This is a genomic window from Streptomyces sp. NPDC021093, from assembly GCF_044333135.1.
Classification (GTDB): Bacteria; Actinomycetota; Actinomycetes; order Streptomycetales; family Streptomycetaceae; genus Streptomyces.
In genome coordinates this window covers 243,129-258,451 of record NZ_JBIRQJ010000003.1, presented here as the reverse complement: position 1 = coordinate 258,451, position 15,323 = coordinate 243,129, and the positions used below count along the sequence as shown (strand labels likewise).

Annotated in this window: 17 protein-coding genes; 10 read left to right on the top strand and 7 right to left on the bottom strand. The window is 71.5% G+C overall.

What is annotated here, in order from left to right; translation table 11 throughout:
* Nucleotides 1-80: 80 nt before the first annotated feature.
* A complete protein-coding gene (locus tag ACH4SP_RS10100; protein ID WP_398412554.1) occupies nt 81-719 on the bottom strand; it encodes a hypothetical protein in 639 nt (212 codons plus the stop codon).
* 391 nt (nt 720-1,110) lie between these two features.
* On the opposite strand from ACH4SP_RS10100, the gene ACH4SP_RS10095 reads away from it, so the two are divergent.
* From ACH4SP_RS10095 to ACH4SP_RS10070, 6 genes are read left to right on the top strand one after another with little or no spacing between them, the layout of a single operon-like run.
* The gene (locus ACH4SP_RS10095) at nt 1,111-2,607 is read left to right on the top strand and encodes an ATP-binding protein (protein ID WP_398412552.1); all 1,497 of its coding nucleotides are present in this window, start codon (nt 1,111-1,113) and stop codon (nt 2,605-2,607) included.
* Nucleotides 2,604-3,032, top strand: a complete 429-nt coding sequence (locus ACH4SP_RS10090; protein ID WP_398412547.1) for a roadblock/LC7 domain-containing protein — start codon at nt 2,604-2,606, stop codon at nt 3,030-3,032. Before ACH4SP_RS10095 ends, ACH4SP_RS10090 begins: the two co-directional genes overlap by 4 nt.
* Nucleotides 3,029-3,388 (top strand): DUF742 domain-containing protein, encoded by a 360-nt coding sequence (locus ACH4SP_RS10085; protein WP_398412545.1) that lies wholly within the window; start codon nt 3,029-3,031, stop codon nt 3,386-3,388. Before ACH4SP_RS10090 ends, ACH4SP_RS10085 begins: the two co-directional genes overlap by 4 nt.
* A gap of 31 nt (nt 3,389-3,419) precedes the next feature.
* The gene (locus ACH4SP_RS10080; protein ID WP_398412543.1) at nt 3,420-3,992 is read left to right on the top strand and encodes a GTP-binding protein; all 573 of its coding nucleotides are present in this window, start codon (nt 3,420-3,422) and stop codon (nt 3,990-3,992) included.
* Nucleotides 3,989-5,341: a cytochrome P450 gene (locus ACH4SP_RS10075; protein ID WP_398412541.1), complete on the top strand. Its 1,353-nt coding sequence runs from the start codon at nt 3,989-3,991 to the stop codon at nt 5,339-5,341. Before ACH4SP_RS10080 ends, ACH4SP_RS10075 begins: the two co-directional genes overlap by 4 nt.
* Nucleotides 5,266-6,510 carry a cytochrome P450 gene (locus ACH4SP_RS10070; protein ID WP_398412538.1) on the top strand — a complete coding sequence of 415 codons (1,245 nt, stop codon included), beginning with the start codon at nt 5,266-5,268 and terminating at the stop codon, nt 6,508-6,510. The genes ACH4SP_RS10075 and ACH4SP_RS10070 overlap by 76 nt, the downstream gene beginning before the upstream one ends.
* 98 nt (nt 6,511-6,608) lie before the next feature.
* Here ACH4SP_RS10070 and ACH4SP_RS10065 read toward each other — a convergent pair whose 3' ends face one another.
* A complete protein-coding gene (locus tag ACH4SP_RS10065; protein WP_398412537.1) occupies nt 6,609-6,965 on the bottom strand; it encodes an SCO0607 family lipoprotein in 357 nt (118 codons plus the stop codon).
* Between the two features lie 1,058 nt (nt 6,966-8,023).
* On the opposite strand from ACH4SP_RS10065, the gene ACH4SP_RS10060 reads away from it, so the two are divergent.
* Nucleotides 8,024-8,698, top strand: a complete 675-nt coding sequence (locus tag ACH4SP_RS10060; RefSeq protein ID WP_398412535.1) for an SRPBCC family protein — start codon at nt 8,024-8,026, stop codon at nt 8,696-8,698.
* 31 nt (nt 8,699-8,729) lie between these two features.
* On the opposite strand, the gene ACH4SP_RS10055 is transcribed toward ACH4SP_RS10060, so the two are convergent.
* From ACH4SP_RS10055 to ACH4SP_RS10045, 3 genes are all read right to left on the bottom strand, one after another.
* A complete protein-coding gene (locus ACH4SP_RS10055; protein WP_398412532.1) occupies nt 8,730-9,137 on the bottom strand; it encodes a RidA family protein in 408 nt (135 codons plus the stop codon).
* A 199-nt stretch (nt 9,138-9,336) separates the two neighbouring features.
* Complete coding sequence (locus ACH4SP_RS10050; protein ID WP_398412530.1) at nt 9,337-9,723, bottom strand: hypothetical protein; 387 nt, start codon at nt 9,721-9,723, stop codon at nt 9,337-9,339.
* Nucleotides 9,724-9,896: 173 nt separating this feature from the next.
* Entirely contained in the window at nt 9,897-11,060 is a 1,164-nt protein-coding gene (locus ACH4SP_RS10045) for an FAD-dependent oxidoreductase (RefSeq protein WP_398412527.1), read from the bottom strand.
* A gap of 103 nt (nt 11,061-11,163) precedes the next feature.
* Between ACH4SP_RS10045 and ACH4SP_RS10040 the strand changes: the two genes are divergently transcribed.
* Both ACH4SP_RS10040 and ACH4SP_RS10035 read left to right on the top strand, forming a co-directional pair.
* Complete coding sequence (locus tag ACH4SP_RS10040) at nt 11,164-11,835, top strand: TetR/AcrR family transcriptional regulator (protein ID WP_398412525.1); 672 nt, start codon at nt 11,164-11,166, stop codon at nt 11,833-11,835.
* A gap of 59 nt (nt 11,836-11,894) precedes the next feature.
* Nucleotides 11,895-12,323: a glutaredoxin domain-containing protein gene (locus ACH4SP_RS10035; protein WP_398412523.1), complete on the top strand. Its 429-nt coding sequence runs from the start codon at nt 11,895-11,897 to the stop codon at nt 12,321-12,323.
* A 57-nt stretch (nt 12,324-12,380) separates the two neighbouring features.
* Here ACH4SP_RS10035 and ACH4SP_RS10030 read toward each other — a convergent pair whose 3' ends face one another.
* Nucleotides 12,381-12,875, bottom strand: a complete 495-nt coding sequence (locus ACH4SP_RS10030) for a MarR family winged helix-turn-helix transcriptional regulator (RefSeq protein ID WP_398412520.1) — start codon at nt 12,873-12,875, stop codon at nt 12,381-12,383.
* Nucleotides 12,876-13,001: 126 nt separating this feature from the next.
* On the opposite strand from ACH4SP_RS10030, the gene ACH4SP_RS10025 reads away from it, so the two are divergent.
* Nucleotides 13,002-14,168, top strand: a complete 1,167-nt coding sequence (locus ACH4SP_RS10025; RefSeq protein ID WP_398412517.1) for a cytochrome P450 — start codon at nt 13,002-13,004, stop codon at nt 14,166-14,168.
* Nucleotides 14,169-14,241: 73 nt separating this feature from the next.
* On the opposite strand, the gene ACH4SP_RS10020 is transcribed toward ACH4SP_RS10025, so the two are convergent.
* The gene (locus tag ACH4SP_RS10020) at nt 14,242-15,243 is read right to left on the bottom strand and encodes an SGNH/GDSL hydrolase family protein (protein WP_398412515.1); all 1,002 of its coding nucleotides are present in this window, start codon (nt 15,241-15,243) and stop codon (nt 14,242-14,244) included.
* Between the last annotated feature and the right edge of the window lie 80 nt (nt 15,244-15,323).

Below are 15,323 nucleotides of genomic sequence, written 5' to 3'. Positions count from 1 at the left end.
TCAGCGAGGCAGACGACCGGTCAGCCGGGCCGCGGGCCGGTCAGCGGGCCCGCCGGCCGGTCAGCGGGACCTGTGGCCGGTCAGCGGGACCTGTGGCCGAGGCGTTCGATCAGCCCGACCGGAAGGAACGTGGGCCGGTGGGGCCGTCCGACCTGGTAGGGCACGAAGCCCAGCGAGGCCGCGACCCCGACCTCCTCGGCCGTCTCCGCCTGGTAGACGAGCCGGCAGCGGCCCTCGTTCGCCTTCGCGCGCTGCCAGAGCGCGGCGGCCGGTTTGCGTTCCGCCTCGGTGCGGGGGGTGAGGATCCGGCCGCCGAAGTCCTGCCAGGCGAAGGGCACGGCGCCCCGCCACGTGGCGTCGACCTCCTTCTTCAGCCTGGCCGCGCGCGCGGCGTCGGTCGTGCCCCAGGAGGACGGAACGTTGGTGATCAGGCCGACCGTGATGTGGCCTGCGCGCAGGGCGCGCAGATAGGAGGCCGCACCGGGCTGGTAGCCGGTGCTGCCGTCCGCGGCGGTGTGCACGAGGGTCTCGCCCAGGTCGAAGTACACGACGGGGCAGCCCCGTTCGGCACCCGTGCGCACGGCGGTGGCCGGTCCCGTGGTGCCGCTCGCGGTCCCGGGCGCGGCCGCGCTCGCCGTCGCGCAGAGCACGACCGACGCCAGGGCTGCGCCCAGCGCGAGGCCCGCACGGGCCGGGCCCGTGGAATCGGATCTGTTCATGGCGTCGTCGCCCCTCTCCCTGCACCCCCGAGGATGCGCTGTTTCCGGTCATGACACCTCGGAGTCGCAAGGTCTCCCGCACGCTCTACCCCCGAACACCGCGTGACAGTCGGGACATGAGTGAACTCCCTTGAAACCTCACGGAGTTGTGTGGATTGTCGGGTTCTGGACACCGATCCCCATTGCAGGCCGCCATCAACTTGCTGCATTCTCACGGGAGTTCAAGTTCGCCATCCACCGGGCATCACGGGCGGAACGACATCTTCCGCACTTCTCAGTCGCAGCCGGGGGAAGCAGCTCACGGTCCGTCAACTCGCGGGTAGCATCGCTCGAAGATCGGCTCCGCTCCTGATACGGGCCGACCGGAATCGTCCCCCACCCGAGGATCTCGATGACATCCATACCCGAGGCGCTGTTGTGGTGCCTCAGCGCAGGTACGGCCGCCGCCGTGGTGCTGACGGCGACCGTGGTCCGCGCCCGGATGCAAAGCGCCGACCTTCGACAGCGCCTCACCACGTCCGAGGGGCAGAACACCGCTTCCCTGCAGACGAACAACGAACTCAACGCCCGGCTGCGGGCCGTCGAGGCGGAGATCCAGCACCTCGCCGGCGCCCGGCTGCCCGATCTGTCGATGGCCCTCGCGCACCCCCACGTGCCCGTACGCGGCCTGCTCGACACCCGGTTCGCCGGCACCGGCACGGACCGCGCGCTGAGCGCCGTACTGGAGCAGACCGGCGCGGCGGTCACCAAGGAGCGGGAGCGCGTCGACGCGGCCGCCCAGTCCACGCTGCGCGGCGCGACCACCACCATCCAGGCGCTGCTCTACCAGCTCCAGACGGCGCTCCAGGACATGCAGCACCGCTACGACGACCCGGCCGTCGCACAGGACCTGCTGACCGCCGACTTCCTCAACGAGCAGGCGCTGCGCCGCATCCAGGCCACCGGCGTGGTCTGCGGGGCCTGGCCCGGACTCACCCGCGAGGACTCCTACCTGGCGGAACTCGTCGTCGGGGCCTCGTCCCGGCTGCGCGGCTACGAGCGGGTGCAGGTCAGCAACCAGCTGCGCGACCCGGTCGCCGTGGTCGCCCGCGCCGTCGAACCGATCGCCATCACCGTCACCGAGCTGCTGGCCAACGCGCTGCACCACTCGCACCACGGGCTGCCCGTCGCCGTCACCCTCCAGCAGGGCAACCGCGGCGCTTCGGTCATCATCGACGACTACGGCGTGGGCATGCACGCGGACGAACTCCAGCGTGCCAAGGAGCTGTTGTCGGGCGACGACCAGCTGCTGTTCACCCAGCTCGGCGACCCGCCCAGGTCCGGCTTCGCCGCGGCGGGCCGGCTCGTGCGGCAGTACGGCTTCGGCGTGCACGTCGAGCCGTCCCCGTACGGCGGGGTGCGCGCCGTCGTGTACATCCCGGGCGACCCCCTCCTGACCGTGCTCGACGAGAGCAGCCAGCCCATGTCCGTGATGGCCCCGCTGCCGCACCGCTCCGGCACACCGGACCACCCGCACCACTCCGGCACGCCGGACCACCCGCACACCCCGCTGCCGTCCCGCGCCGCCCAGCGCTCCGCGGCGAGTCCGGAGGCTTCGGTGGGTTCACCCGCGGGTTCGTCGGGGCCGGTCGCGCAGTTGCCGACGCCCCTTCAGGACGGTGCCGAACTCCCCCGCAGGCACCGCCGCAAGCCCGGCGGCGACGTCGCTCCCGGCACCCCGCGCACCGAACCGGCCCCCGCACGTACCCCGGAGGAGAACGCCTCCCGCTGGTCCGCCCTCCAACAGGGCACCGAATCAGGACGGGCCGCCACCCAGCCCTCTCCCGGCCCCGATCCGTCCCGTACCCCCGAGCCCCCTCGTAGTCCCGAAGGGAACGCACTCTCATGAACAGCCCCGCACGCCGCCGTGTCACCGAGGACAAGTCCTGGGTGCTGGCCCCGCTCCTGGAGCTGCCGCACGTCACCCATGCCGCCGTGATCTCCGGCGACGGCTTCATCGAGGGCGCCTCGCCAGGCCTCCGGCGGGAGGCCGCCGAGGGCGTCGCCGCGATGATGTCCGCGCTCCAGGGCGCCGGGCGGGCGGTGACCGCGGCCTTCGCCGAACAGGAGGACGCGACCCTGCGCCAGACCGTCATCGAGTCCGAGGAAGGCTGGGTCTTCGCGATCCCCGCGGGGCGGAACACCTGCCTCGCCGTGTTCGCGGCACCGGAGGTCAACATGGGAGTCGTCGCCCACCACATGCAGGTCCAGGTGAACACCCTCGGCACCAAGGTCATGAACAGCCCGGCTCGGGAACTCGGCACGCCCGCATGACCCCGCGCCAGAGCAACAGGCGCCTCGTACCGGCCTATTTAGCGACCGGCGGACGTGCCCGGCCCAGCCGCAACACATTGGACAGGCTCTCGCTGCTGAGCAGCTCGGGAATGCCGATCACCAGTGAGGTACGCCCGGAAGAGCACCGGATCCTGGAGCTTCTCCAGCCCGGGGCGTTGTCTCTGGCCGAGGTGGCAGCCCATCTGGGGCTGCCCGTCAGTGTGGCCAAGGTCCTGGTGGCCGACCTCGTCGACGCCGGGCGGCTGTACGCCCGTGTCCCCATTCCCGAAGCCGAGCAATTCGACCGGCAGATCCTGGAGAGGGTTCTCGATGGACTCCGCTCTCTCAAGTCCTGACTCCGTCCCCGCGGGTCCGCACACCGGCGGCATGTACCTTCCGAGCGCCGATCAGACCCTGGTCAAGCTGCTCGTCGCGGGACCGTTCGGAGTCGGCAAGACCACGCTCATCCGGACGCTCTCCGAGACGCCGCCGCTGCACACCGAAGAGGTGATGACGCAGTCCGGCGCGGTCGTCGACGACCTGGCCGGCGTCCGGAACAAGACCACCACCACCGTCGCCATCGACTTCGGGCGGCTCACGCTCCCCGGCGACCTGGTGCTCTACCTGTTCGGCACGCCGGGCCAGAAGCGGTTCCGGCCCCTGTGGCAGGACATCGCACGCGGCGCCCTCGGCGCCCTGGTCCTCGCCGACACCCGCCGCCTCGCGGACTCCTTCGAGGTGATGGACATCATCGAGGAGGCCGGGCTGCGCTACGCCGTCGCCGTCAACACCTTCCCCGACGCCCCGCACTACGACGCCCAGAAGCTCCGCGAAGCCCTCGACCTGCACCCCGAGACTCCGCTCGTCATGTGCGACGCCCGCGACCAGAACCAGTCCGTCGACGCGCTCATCGCCCTCGTCGGTCACGTACTGGCCCACACTCCCCAGGAGAATCCGTGACCTCCCCGCACCCACCAGGTGCCGCACCCCCGCCGGGCTGCCCCGCGCACGACCAGGGTGCGACCGACAGCGACCCGCTCGTCAGGCTCTACGCCCCGGAGTTCGCCGCGGACCCGCACCGCCACTACGCGCACCTGCGCCAGTACGGGGCCCTCGCCCCGGTGGAGGTCGCCCCCGGCGTGACGGCCATGCTGGTCACCGACTACCGGGCCGCGCTGGAGCTGCTGAACGACGACACCACCTGGTCCAAGGACTCGCGTGCCTGGATGGAGACGGTGCCGCCCGACTCGGCGGTCATCCCCATGCTGGGCTGGCGTGCCAACGCCCTGTTCAACGACGGGGAGGTGCACCGCCGTTACCGCCAGGTGATCACCGACAGCTTCCGGCTCGTCGAACCGCACGAACTGCGCGCCCGCGTGCGGCACGCGGCGGACACCCTCATCCAGGGCTTCGGCGCGACGGGGGAGGTCGACCTCGTCTCGCAGTACGCCCAGCTGCTGCCGATGCTGATGTTCAACAACCTGTTCGGCATGCCGGAGTCGTACGGCCACCAACTGATCTCGGCCGTGGGCAGGATGATGGACGGGGCCTCGCAGGAGGAGGCCAACACCGCGAACGCCGCGTTCCAGGCGTACATCACGGAGATGGTCGCCACCAAGAAGGCGCAGCGCGGCCCGGACGTGACGTCGTGGTTCCTGGACCACCCCAACGGGCTGTCCGAGGAGGAGGTCATCCAGCAGATCGTGCTGACGATGGCCGCGGGCAACGAGCCGCTCGGCAACCTCATCGGCAACGCGCTGTCGCGGATGCTCTCCGACGACCGTTACTACAGCACCCTCTCCGGCGGCGCGCTCACCGCGCGGGACGCCATCGAGGAAGTGCTGTGGAACGACCCGCCGATGGCCAACTACGCCGCGCACTACCCGCGCCGCGACGTGTTCTTCCACGGCACCTGGGTCAGGGCGGGACAGCTCGTCCTGGTGTCGTACGCCGCCGCCAACACGCAGTCGGGGACCGTCTCCACGGAGGAGGTCCGCTCGGGCGCGGGCGCCCATCTGTCCTGGTCGGCCGGCCCGCACGCGTGCCCGGTGCAGCGGCACGCGCTGGTGATCGCCACCACCGCGATCGAGCGGCTCACCGCCTGGCTCTCCGACATCGAACTCGCCCGTCCCGAGCAGCGGATGCAGTGGCGGCCGGGTGGTTTCCAGCGGGCCCTCGTCGCCCTGCCGGCCCGTTTCACGCCCATCACCCCCCACCAGGCAGGAGCCACCCCATGGGACAGCAGCCCGTCGCCATCGACCCGGCCGGAACCGACGTCCACGCCGAGGCAGCCGGCCTCCGCGAGCTAGGCGCCGCCACGCTCGTCCAGCTCCCGGACGGCCCCGAGGCCTGGGCGATCACCCGGCACGGGCTGCTCAAGGAGCTGCTGACCGACCCCAGGGTCTCCAAGGACGCCCGCCAGCACTGGCCCCCCTGGCAGCGCGGCGAGTACCAGGACACCTGGCTGGCGACCTGGGTCGGCGTGAACAACATGTTCACGGCGTACGGGAGCGACCACCGGCGGCTGCGCAAGCTGATCGCCCCGGCCTTCACGGCCCGGCGCACCGACGCGATGCTGCCCTCGGTCGAGCGGATCACCGCCGACCTCCTGGACCGGATGGCGGACCGGTTGGCGGCATCGGCCGAGGCCCCGGCCGATGCCGTGATCGACCTGCGCGAGGCCTTCTCGCACCCGCTGCCGATGCAGGTCATCTGCGAACTGTTCGGCGTCCCCGAGGGCGACACCCGCACCGAGCTGGCCCGGATGTCGGAGATCATCATGACCTCCGTCGACCCGGAGGAGGCCGGTGCGGCGTACGTGGGTGTCCAGGAGCTGCTGCAAGGCCTGGCCGGGCTCAAGCGCCGGGAGCCCGCGGAGGACCTGACCAGTGTGCTGGTCGGTGCGCGGGACGAGGACGGCCGGAAGATGAGCGAGCAGGAGCTGATCGACACGCTCCTGCTGGTCCTCGTCGCCGGGCACGAGACCACCGTCAACCTCATAGGCAACGCCGTGCACGCCCTGCTCACGCACCCCGAGCAGCTGGCCCTGGTGCGCGCGGGCGAGGTGGCCTGGAGCGACGTCGTCGAGGAGACCCTGCGCTGGGCGCCCAGCGTGGCCAACCTGCCGCTGCGGTACGCCGTCGAGGACATCGAGATCCCGGACGGGCCCACCATCCGCAAGGGCGAGGCGATCCTGGCGTCCTTCGCGGCCACCGGGCGCGACCCGCAGCAGCACGGCGACACGGCGGGCGAATTCGACGTACGGCGCCCCAGCCCCGAGCACCTCAGCTTCGGCCACGGCGTCCACCGCTGCATCGGCTCCCCGCTGGCCCGCATGGAGGCCATGATCGCCCTCCCGGCCCTCTTCGCCCGCTTCCCCGCGCTGCGGCTGGCGGTGCCGGAGGAGTCCCTGGAGCCGGCGGGGGGCTTCATCGTCGGCGGTCTCCGCGCCCTTCCGGTGCGGCTCACGGAGGACTGAGACCGGCGGACCGCTGGACCTTCGCGCTCCCGCCCGGGTTTTCGGGCGGGGGTACGTGTTCCCGTCCGGGCCTTCGGGCGGGAACACGTACCGGACGGCTACTCCTTGGGGCTCTCTTGAGGGGCCTCCTCGGGGACCGTGACGGTCTTCCCGTCCTTGTCGACGGTGTGGCTCTGCCAGTACTCGTCCCACTCGTCGCCCACGTGCTCCGGCACCTTGCCCTCCGGGAACCGGACGTAGCCCTTGGGCGGCTCCTCGCCGTTGGGGACGCAGGCCCTGCCGGTGGAACCCACGTTCAGCACCGGGTACTCGCCACCGCCGCAGATCGCGTCCTGGATGGAGCAACCGGCGATCGGGACGGTCATCGCGACGGCAGCCAGTACGAGTGCCGATACGCGTCGCCCTCGCCGACGGCTGAACGCGGCGGTACGGGTACGGACGGGCTGGTGGCTCATGGCGAACTCCCTGCGGCGGGTCAACGTGTTGACGTGTTGACGACAAGCCTGACCCGATCCTGCGTCCCCACTCCGCGTACGGGTACGAAAGCCGCCGCCCTGCCTCCGGATTCGAGGCCGCCACGGCGGGACATGGGGTGAAATCCCGCCATCTTCCGGGCCGCAGGTGACGAAACGGCCTCGGCCCGACACGCGATGCCCGGCAGTGTCGTTGGACATGTCATGCGACAAGAAGCAACGTTTCTTCCCCCTCCGGCCCCCGTCTGGACCCATGTCCCTCCGCCCGTCCCTCCGCAGCCGGACCCCGGCGCGGAGGTCGGCACCCCGATCTACGACGCGCTCGCCCGCGCCTGGCAGGAACAGGGACGCCAGCTACCCAGCCCCAGGCCCAGAGACTTCCGGCCCTTGGCGGGGCGCCCGGAACCCCTCCGTCCGCAGACGGGCACCCATGTCCGGACCTCGAACTGGCGGGCCGACACCAGCGACACGGACTTGTGGGGTCTCAGCGAGCGCGGCACGGGCTGAGCCTCTGCCCGGCCTCGGACCAGGTCGCTGATACGCCCATCGGGCGAAGGGTGCGATGGGGTGGCACCCGGCCCGCAACGGTTTCCTGGCACGCGCGTGCGGTGTTTGCCCCTTCATGGAGCCCACGGCGGAGCCGGCATCCCCGTCCCACACCCTTCGCGACCCCCACGATCTGCTCGGCGCCTACTGGCTCGAACACGCACCGTCGGACCCGCTCGGTGCATGCACCTGCGGGCATCGCACCCTTCACCCGTCCGAACCGAACCCCCCGTGCGCCACGGTGCTTTGGGGTGCCACAGCGGCCCTCGCCGCAGGGTCCGTCGCCCTCTCCACGGCCCTCGTGCTCTGGGGCAGGTGATGCGGGTGGCGCGGGTGGTGGACGTGGCACGGGTGGTGGGTGACACGGGTGGCGCGCTACATCCTCAAGGGTTGGTTAGAAGGTATCGCTCCAACTCTTGACCCGCCGTTCCGCAGCGCGTTATAACTTCTAACGAAAGCGTGAGTATCTATCTCAACAGCCAGAGGAGAACCCCATGTCCGGCATCCGCAGCACCGGCATCCGCGCCACCCTGTGCACCGTCCCGCTCGTCCTCGGCCTCGTCGGCGCCGCCGCCGCACCCGCGGGGGCCACCGGCTCCCACCCCTCCGACTCCCGCCCCGCCTCCTCCCGCCCCGGCGAGTCCCTCACCTGCCGCGGGAAGGGCGTCGATCCCGACGCCCGGGTCCGCCACCGGTCCGAGATCGTGATCAACGCCCCGCTGCACACCATCTGGAAACTGCAGACCGACGTGGAGCGCTGGCCGTCCTGGCAGGCCCCCGTCGAGACCGTGGAACGCCTCGACCACGGCCCCTTCCGCAAGGGCTCGGCGTTCCGGTGGACGACCCCGATACCCCCCAACCCGTCGACCCCCGCCACCAGCCTGGAGATCACCTCGACCGTCCAGCAGGTCAAGCACAACTCGTGCATCCGCTGGACCGGCCCGGCGACCGGCGAAGGACTGCACATCGACGGCGTCCACGTCTGGAACTTCACCAAGGTCAAGGGCGGCGTCCGCGTGAGCACCGAGGAGACCCACACCGGCCCCCAGGTCGACGCGAACGTCCCCGTCGCGACCGAGATCCTCCGTACAGGCCTCGAAGCGTGGCTGCGCGACCTGAAGTCCACCGCCGAAGCCCGCGCCCACCACATCCAGCACCCGTCGCGCTGACCCGCGCACCGGGCCTTCGGACACGGTCCGTTCAGTCGAGGACCGCTGTGGCCTCGATCTCGACCAGGTGCTCGGGGACGTCCAGCGCCGCCACGCCCAGCAGTGTGGCCGGCGGCGTCGGGGCGGCCCCCAGCTTCGCGGCCGCCCGGGAGATCCCCTCCAGGAGTCGGGGCATCTTGTCGGGGGTCCAGTCGACGACGTGGACGGTCAGTTTGGCCACGTCGTCGAAGGAACCACCGGCCGCTGCCAGGGCGGCCGCGATGTTGAGGTAGCACTGCTCGACCTGCGCGGCGAGGTCGCCCTCGCCGACCGTGACTCCCTCGGCGTCCCAGGCGACCTGTCCGGCAACGAAGACCAGCTTCGAACCGGTCGCGATCGACACCTGCCGGTAGACGTCGATCCGGGGCAGTTCACTGGGGTTCACCAGGGTGATGGCCATGCCGGCTGTCTCCTTCCGTACGAGAGACCTCGGTGGTCTCTGCTGGTTACCCGGGAACCGTAGGAGAGTGTCCGCCGACGGGGAAGAACGCACTTTTCGGTGACTGGGGAACCTCGTGGTGACCCAGCAGGTCCGCTGCTCGTCGCAGCCCGGAGTTCGTCCGCCGGACGGTCAGTCAGTGAGTGAGTCAGTCGGTCAGTCAGTCAGTGATCGTGACGCAGGCCAGGCCCACGCTGGCCCCTCCGCGGAAGCCCTCCGCGCAGAGCCGGGTGCCCGCGGGGAAGTGCCGTTGGGGGTACGCCTGGTCCCGGTAGGTCCGGAACTTCGCGACGTCCTCCACCTTGGTGTTGGCGCTCCAGCCGTTGGTGGTCCAGACGCGGGCGCTGATGCGGTTCGGCTGGTTGGTGTTGACGACCGACACCTCCACCCTGCCCAAGTAGGTGCCGTGGTCGTAGGTCTCGATGCAGACGGAGTTGTTGCACCACTTGCCGTCGGCGGCCGCGGGCGGTCCTGCGGCGACGACGCAGCCGAGTGCGGCTGCCGCCGTGCCGATTCCCGCGGCGACCTTCTTGGTGATGGAGTGCATGGCGAGCGACCTCGGGCATTCTTCCCGGCCCCGTGCGGGGCGCTGGATCCGGTTGTTCTCTGTCGGGCCCGGGTGGATCACAGCGTCCGGCGTGTGAACCCCTGAGCGAGATGATCAACGCCGGACCTGATCATGGGTTACGCGGCCGCTACCCTCCTGCCGCTGTGTGCGGGTCAGTGGTGGGCGGTCATATGCGCCAGGATCTGTTCGGCGCTGTCGGTGGCGAAGGCGCTGTCCAGGGCTCCGGCCGCGCCCTCGGCGGCTTCGGCCGAGCGGGGCAGCAGGACCTTCTCGTAGGCGGTGAGGGCTTCGTCGACGGTGCTGTGGTCGACGAGGGCCCGCGCGAGGTCGGCGCCGTCGCGCATGGCGAGGTTGGCTCCCATGCCGGAGAACGGGGACATGAGATGGGCCGCGTCGCCCAGCAGCGTGACGCCTTCGGTGTGGTCCCAGGCGTGCGGGACGGGGAGCGCGAACAGGGGGCGGTGGATGTAGCCGGTGTCGGTGTCGGTGATGAAGCCGTGCAGGGCGGGGCTCCAGTCGGCGAAGCGTGCCAGGAGGACTTCACGGACGGCGGCGGGGTCGGCCGGGGCCGCCGGGTCGACGCCTGCCTGCCGGAGCCCGTCCTCGGGGGTGCGGATGCCGACGTAGACGCGGATGTGGCCGCCGCTGTTGCGCTGGGCGACGAGGCCGAGGTTGTCGTCGAGGGCCATCATGGTGCCGGCGCCGGTGAGGGCGGCCAGTTCGGGGTGGCGGGTGTCGGCGTCGTTCAGGCCGGTCTCGACGAAGGTGACTCCGGTGTAGCGGGGCGTGGCGTCGGACACCAGGCGGCGCACCCGTGACCACGCACCGTCCGCGCCCACGACCAGGTCGGTGTCGGTGCTCTCGCCGTGGGCGAAGTGCAGACGGTGGCGGCCGTCGCCGAGCGGTTCGGCGTGGTCCAGCCGGTGGCCCCACCGGACGGTGCCAGGGGCGAGGGAGCCGATGAGGAGGTCGCGCAGCTGCCCCCGGTCGATCTCGGGACTGACCTGGCCGTCGCCGGGCGGGGCCCCGTCGAACATCGTCCGCCCGTCGCGCCCGACCAGGCGCCACTGGTCGCCCTCGGGGCGGGCCAGGGGCGTGAAGTCGTCCCACAGACCGGCGGCGCGCAGGGCGTACTGGCCGGTGTCGGGCTGCATGTCGAGGGTGCCGCCCTGGTCGCGGACGGTGGCGGAGGCGTCGAGGTCGTAGACGGTGACGTCGATGCCGTGGCGCTGGAGGACGCGGGCACAGATCAGGCCGCCGGGCCCGGCGCCGACGACGGCGATGCGGGCAGGGGGCCGGACAGGGGTGGGGTTCATGTGTCATCTCCGTGTGGTGAACGTCGGGCCACAAAAGCACGCTCACCAAGAAAGTGCAACGACACAACTTTTTTAGTCAGGAAACCTTGTGTACGGTGTGAGCATGACGACCCCTGTGGGACGGCGCGAGCGCAAGAAGGCCGCCACGCGCCGCGCGCTCGCCGACGCCGCCCTGACCCTCTTCCGCCGGCACGGCTACGACGCGGTGACCCTGCACGATGTCGCCGAGGCCGCGGACGTGTCCACCACCACGCTCCTCAAGTACTTCCCCGGCAAGGAGGCCCTGGTCTTCGACGAGGAGACCGACCAGGAAGCCGGACTCGTCGCCGCAGTCCAGGAACGCGCCTCCGGCACGACCGTCCCCCAGGCCCTGTGCGCGTACGTCAAACACGTCCGCGTCCACCCCACCGACACCGACACCGACACCGGCCCCGGCCCCGGCCCCGGCTCCGGCTCCGGCTCCGGCTCCGGCTCCGGCACGTCGTACGCCGACTTCCACGACCTGGTGACGAGGACCCCCGCCCTCAGCGAGTACGGCCACCGCATGTGGATGCGGCACCAGGACGCCCTGGCCCGAGCCATCGCCCAGGACGCCGGCGCCCCGCCCGACGACCCGCGCAGCACCGCGCTGGCCCGCTTCGCCCTGGAGACCTCCGCGCTCGCCCACCGTGCCGCGAACCCCGAGCAGGCCGTCGACGTCGCCTTCGACCTGCTCGAACACGGCTGGAGCACCCCGCCCCGACCGACCAGCACGGATCGCCGCCGCGGAGCCTGATGCCGGCACCGCCCGGGTGCACGCCCGGACGGGAGGGCGCATCTGTAGGCTGCGCACTCATGACACGCGTCTGGATCCTGCCGACGTTGCTCGTACTCTGCGGCTCGGCCGTGGCGACCGGGCTGATCCTCCGGGGGAGCCCCGGCCCGGCCGTCGCATTCCTGGTGTTCTTCGTGCTGCTCGCAGGCGCGCACTCGCCCGTGGTCTTCCCGAAGTCGATCGGTGCGCTGGAGGCACAGCGCCGCAGCGCGGTCGACGGCCGGCCGGTCGTCTTCTGGCGGCCCGGCTGCACGTACTGCCTGCGGCTGCGCATCCGACTGGGGCGCAGCGCCCGGCAGTTGCACTGGGTCAACATCTGGCGCGACCCGGCCGGGGCGGCAGCGGTGCGGGCTGCCAACGACGGCAATGAGACCGTGCCCACGGTGTTCGTGGCGGGCCGGCCGCACGTCAACCCCGATCCTGAATGGGTGCGCGAACAACTCTCCTGACCGGCGCCTCGTCATCCCGTCCCCGGGCCGGACTTGGCGGGACCAGGGGCCGTGACCTCACATGTCCCCTGATTTCCGGGCGGGTTGGGGGTCCAGGGCGGAGCACAGTCGAACCAGCACCGTCTCCAGCTGCTGGAGCAGTTCGGGCGGGTACTGGGCGAGGACGGCGTCCTGGCGCGCGTTGACGGGTCCGAAGAACTCATCGGCGAGTTCCTTGACCTGGGGGGTGCTGCGCAGCGTGACGACCCGCCGGTCGGTGTGCTCGCGGGTCCGGACGACGTATCCGGCCCGTTCGAGGCGGTTGAGCAGTACGGTCATGGCCCCCGAGGTCAGCGAGATGCGCCTCCTGAGCAGGGCCGGGGACAGCGGGACGCCCCCGGCTTCGGCGGAGGCGATCTCCAGCAGGGCGAAGGCGTCCGTCGAGTGCACGCCCAGCCGGTCGGCGAAGCGCCGGCCCAGTTCCGTGAAGCTCGCGCCGTAGCCCTTGAGTTCTTGCGCCAGCCGCTCGCGCTGTGCCATGACGCTGTCGGGCACCGATTCCGGTTCGTCCACCGGGCTTCCCCCTTCTTCCTGCCGCCGCCGGACCGTCCCGTCGGCGTGCGTTGACAACCTGTCACCCCGAAGAATAGCTTCTTTGTAAAGTCACTTCTCGGTAAAGCCAATTGGAGTGGAGTCCGGATGCTGAATGCCCCCCGTCTCGACGGCATCGACCCGTTCGCCGCAACCGTCCGCGGTCTCGCCGAACCCGATCCGGTGCACGCCGCCCTGCGCACCGCAGGACCTCTCGTCCAGGTGGACGCCCCGGCCGGCGGGCCGGCCTGGATCATCACCGACAGCGCCCTGGCCCGCGAGGTGTTCGCCGATCCCCTGATATCCAAGGACCCCGCCTTCGCCCCGCCCTGCTGGGACCCCCGTACGGCCGGGCTTGAGCCGACCGCCGCCGAACAGCCGTCCCTCACCACCCTCGAAGGACCCGGCCACGCCGAACTCCGGCGCGCCCACGCTCCGTTGCTCAACGCCCGGCGGATCCACCTGCAGTCCGGCCGGGTCCACGAGATCGCCCGGAAGTTGCTCACCGAGCTGGCCACCGACCGTACGGAGGTCGACCTGATGGCCGACTTCACCACCCGCTTTCCGCTCACGGTGCTGCTCGACCTGCTCGGCATACACCTCGATCACCTCGACGAGGCCACCGACGCCTGCAGGCTGATGGTCAGCGGTCGGCCCGACGCACAGGGCAGCGCGATCGCGGCACTGTCCCGGGTCGCCGCCGCGGGGCTCGGCGAGCTCGGCCGGGGGCTTGCCGCCGAGCTGCGCGACCGTGTGCCCGCGCACACCACCCAGGAGCAGTTGCGGTACCACCTGTTCGCGCTGATCTTCGCCGGGCAGCTCACCACCGACGCCGCCCTCGGCACCCTGGTCGCGTACGCGCTCGCGGACGGGCCGCAGCCGGGCCCGGTGGACGAAGGGGGTGTCGACGAGCTGGTCGGCGAGACGCTCCGGCTGCACCCGCCCGCCCCGTTCAGCCTCTGGCGGTTCACCACCACCGAGATCGACCTCGCCGGAATCCGGCTTCCTGCCCGGGCACCCGTACTCGTCGACATCCGGGGCATCAACACCGATCCCGCCCGCTCCCCCGGCCCCGACCTGGCCTTCGGCGCCGGTCCGCACTACTGCATCGGTGCCCGGCTCGCCCAGCTCGAACTGCGGGCAGTGGCCACGGTGTTGCGCACGGAATTTCCCGACGCCCGCCTCGCCCTCCCCCTCACCGAGCTCCGGCAGGCCTGCACCGGCGGCCTCCAGGGCAGCCGGCTGACCGCCCTGCCCGTCGCGCTGCACGGCTGAGGGCAGACGGATGACCTGCGGCCGACCGGCTGTCTTCTCCCGCGCCGTCGACTGTCCTCTCCCGTGCCGTCGGCTAGCCGGCCCTGCGCACGTACCGGTCGACGACCGCGGCGATGGCCCTGCTGTAGCGCACGATTCCCGGTGAGACCGCCGGGCACGGACGCGGTGTCGTGGTGGTCGGGGCCAGGCAGAAATGCAAGGGGTCGTCGTCCCTGTGCAGTGTGGTCAGGCCGTTCTGGCACTGGCCGGGACTGGTGCGTTCCTCGTCGTTGCAGGGGACCCGCTGGCGCCAGACGTACCGTTCGCCGGGCGCGCTCACCGCCTGCCCCGCGTCGGCGACCGTGTCGCCCGAGGCCGCCGCCCGTGCCTGGTAGAGGTCGTTGACCCGGCGGGTCCTGTCGGTCGAGAAGGCGTCAGGGCCCTGCAGCACCCAGACGATCCGCGGCCGTGGAATCCCCGCGGACCGCGCGGCCTGGGCGATCTGCTCCGTGAGCGCCTCGGCGTCCTTGGCGTACCTCGTGTAGTACTCGGCGCTCCCCTGCGGGATGTTGTCCATGCAGGGAGTGAACCCCCAGGAGTTTCCCCAGAATTGGAGGACGACGGCACGCGGCCGGTGCGTACCGACCAGAACCGCCGCCTTGTCCTGCGGCGGGACCAGGGAGCCGGTGGAGCGGCCGGTCAGGTAGTCGCAGAGCGTCGTGCCCGAGTAGGGGGCGCTGTGCACGGTCGCCCGGCCCCCGGACTCGACGTGCTCGCCGAGCACCAGCTGGCTCTCCATGGCGAGCGAGTCCCCGAGGTAGAGCACCGGGGACTTCTCGCCGGACTCTTCGCCGGACTTCTCGCCGGTTTTCTCGCGCGACGGCCGTGGGAGCGGTTCGGGCGAGGACCGCGATGGGGGCCCTGACGACGACGGCGGCGCGGGCCCGGACGGAGGCGGCGGTGCGGGCTCCGACGTCTCCGGTGGCCCTCCGGGCCCGGCCGCGGCCACCGCCGCCGGGCCCTGCTCCACTTCGGCGGGGTGATCCGCCGGGTTCGTGACCTCCGCGCAGCCCGTGATCCACAGCAGCACGAGCACGACGGGCGCGGCACCGTACCGGAGCCGCTTCGCGCCGCGGGACGTTCTTGGCCCCAGCCGAGACGTTCCTCGTCCCACCG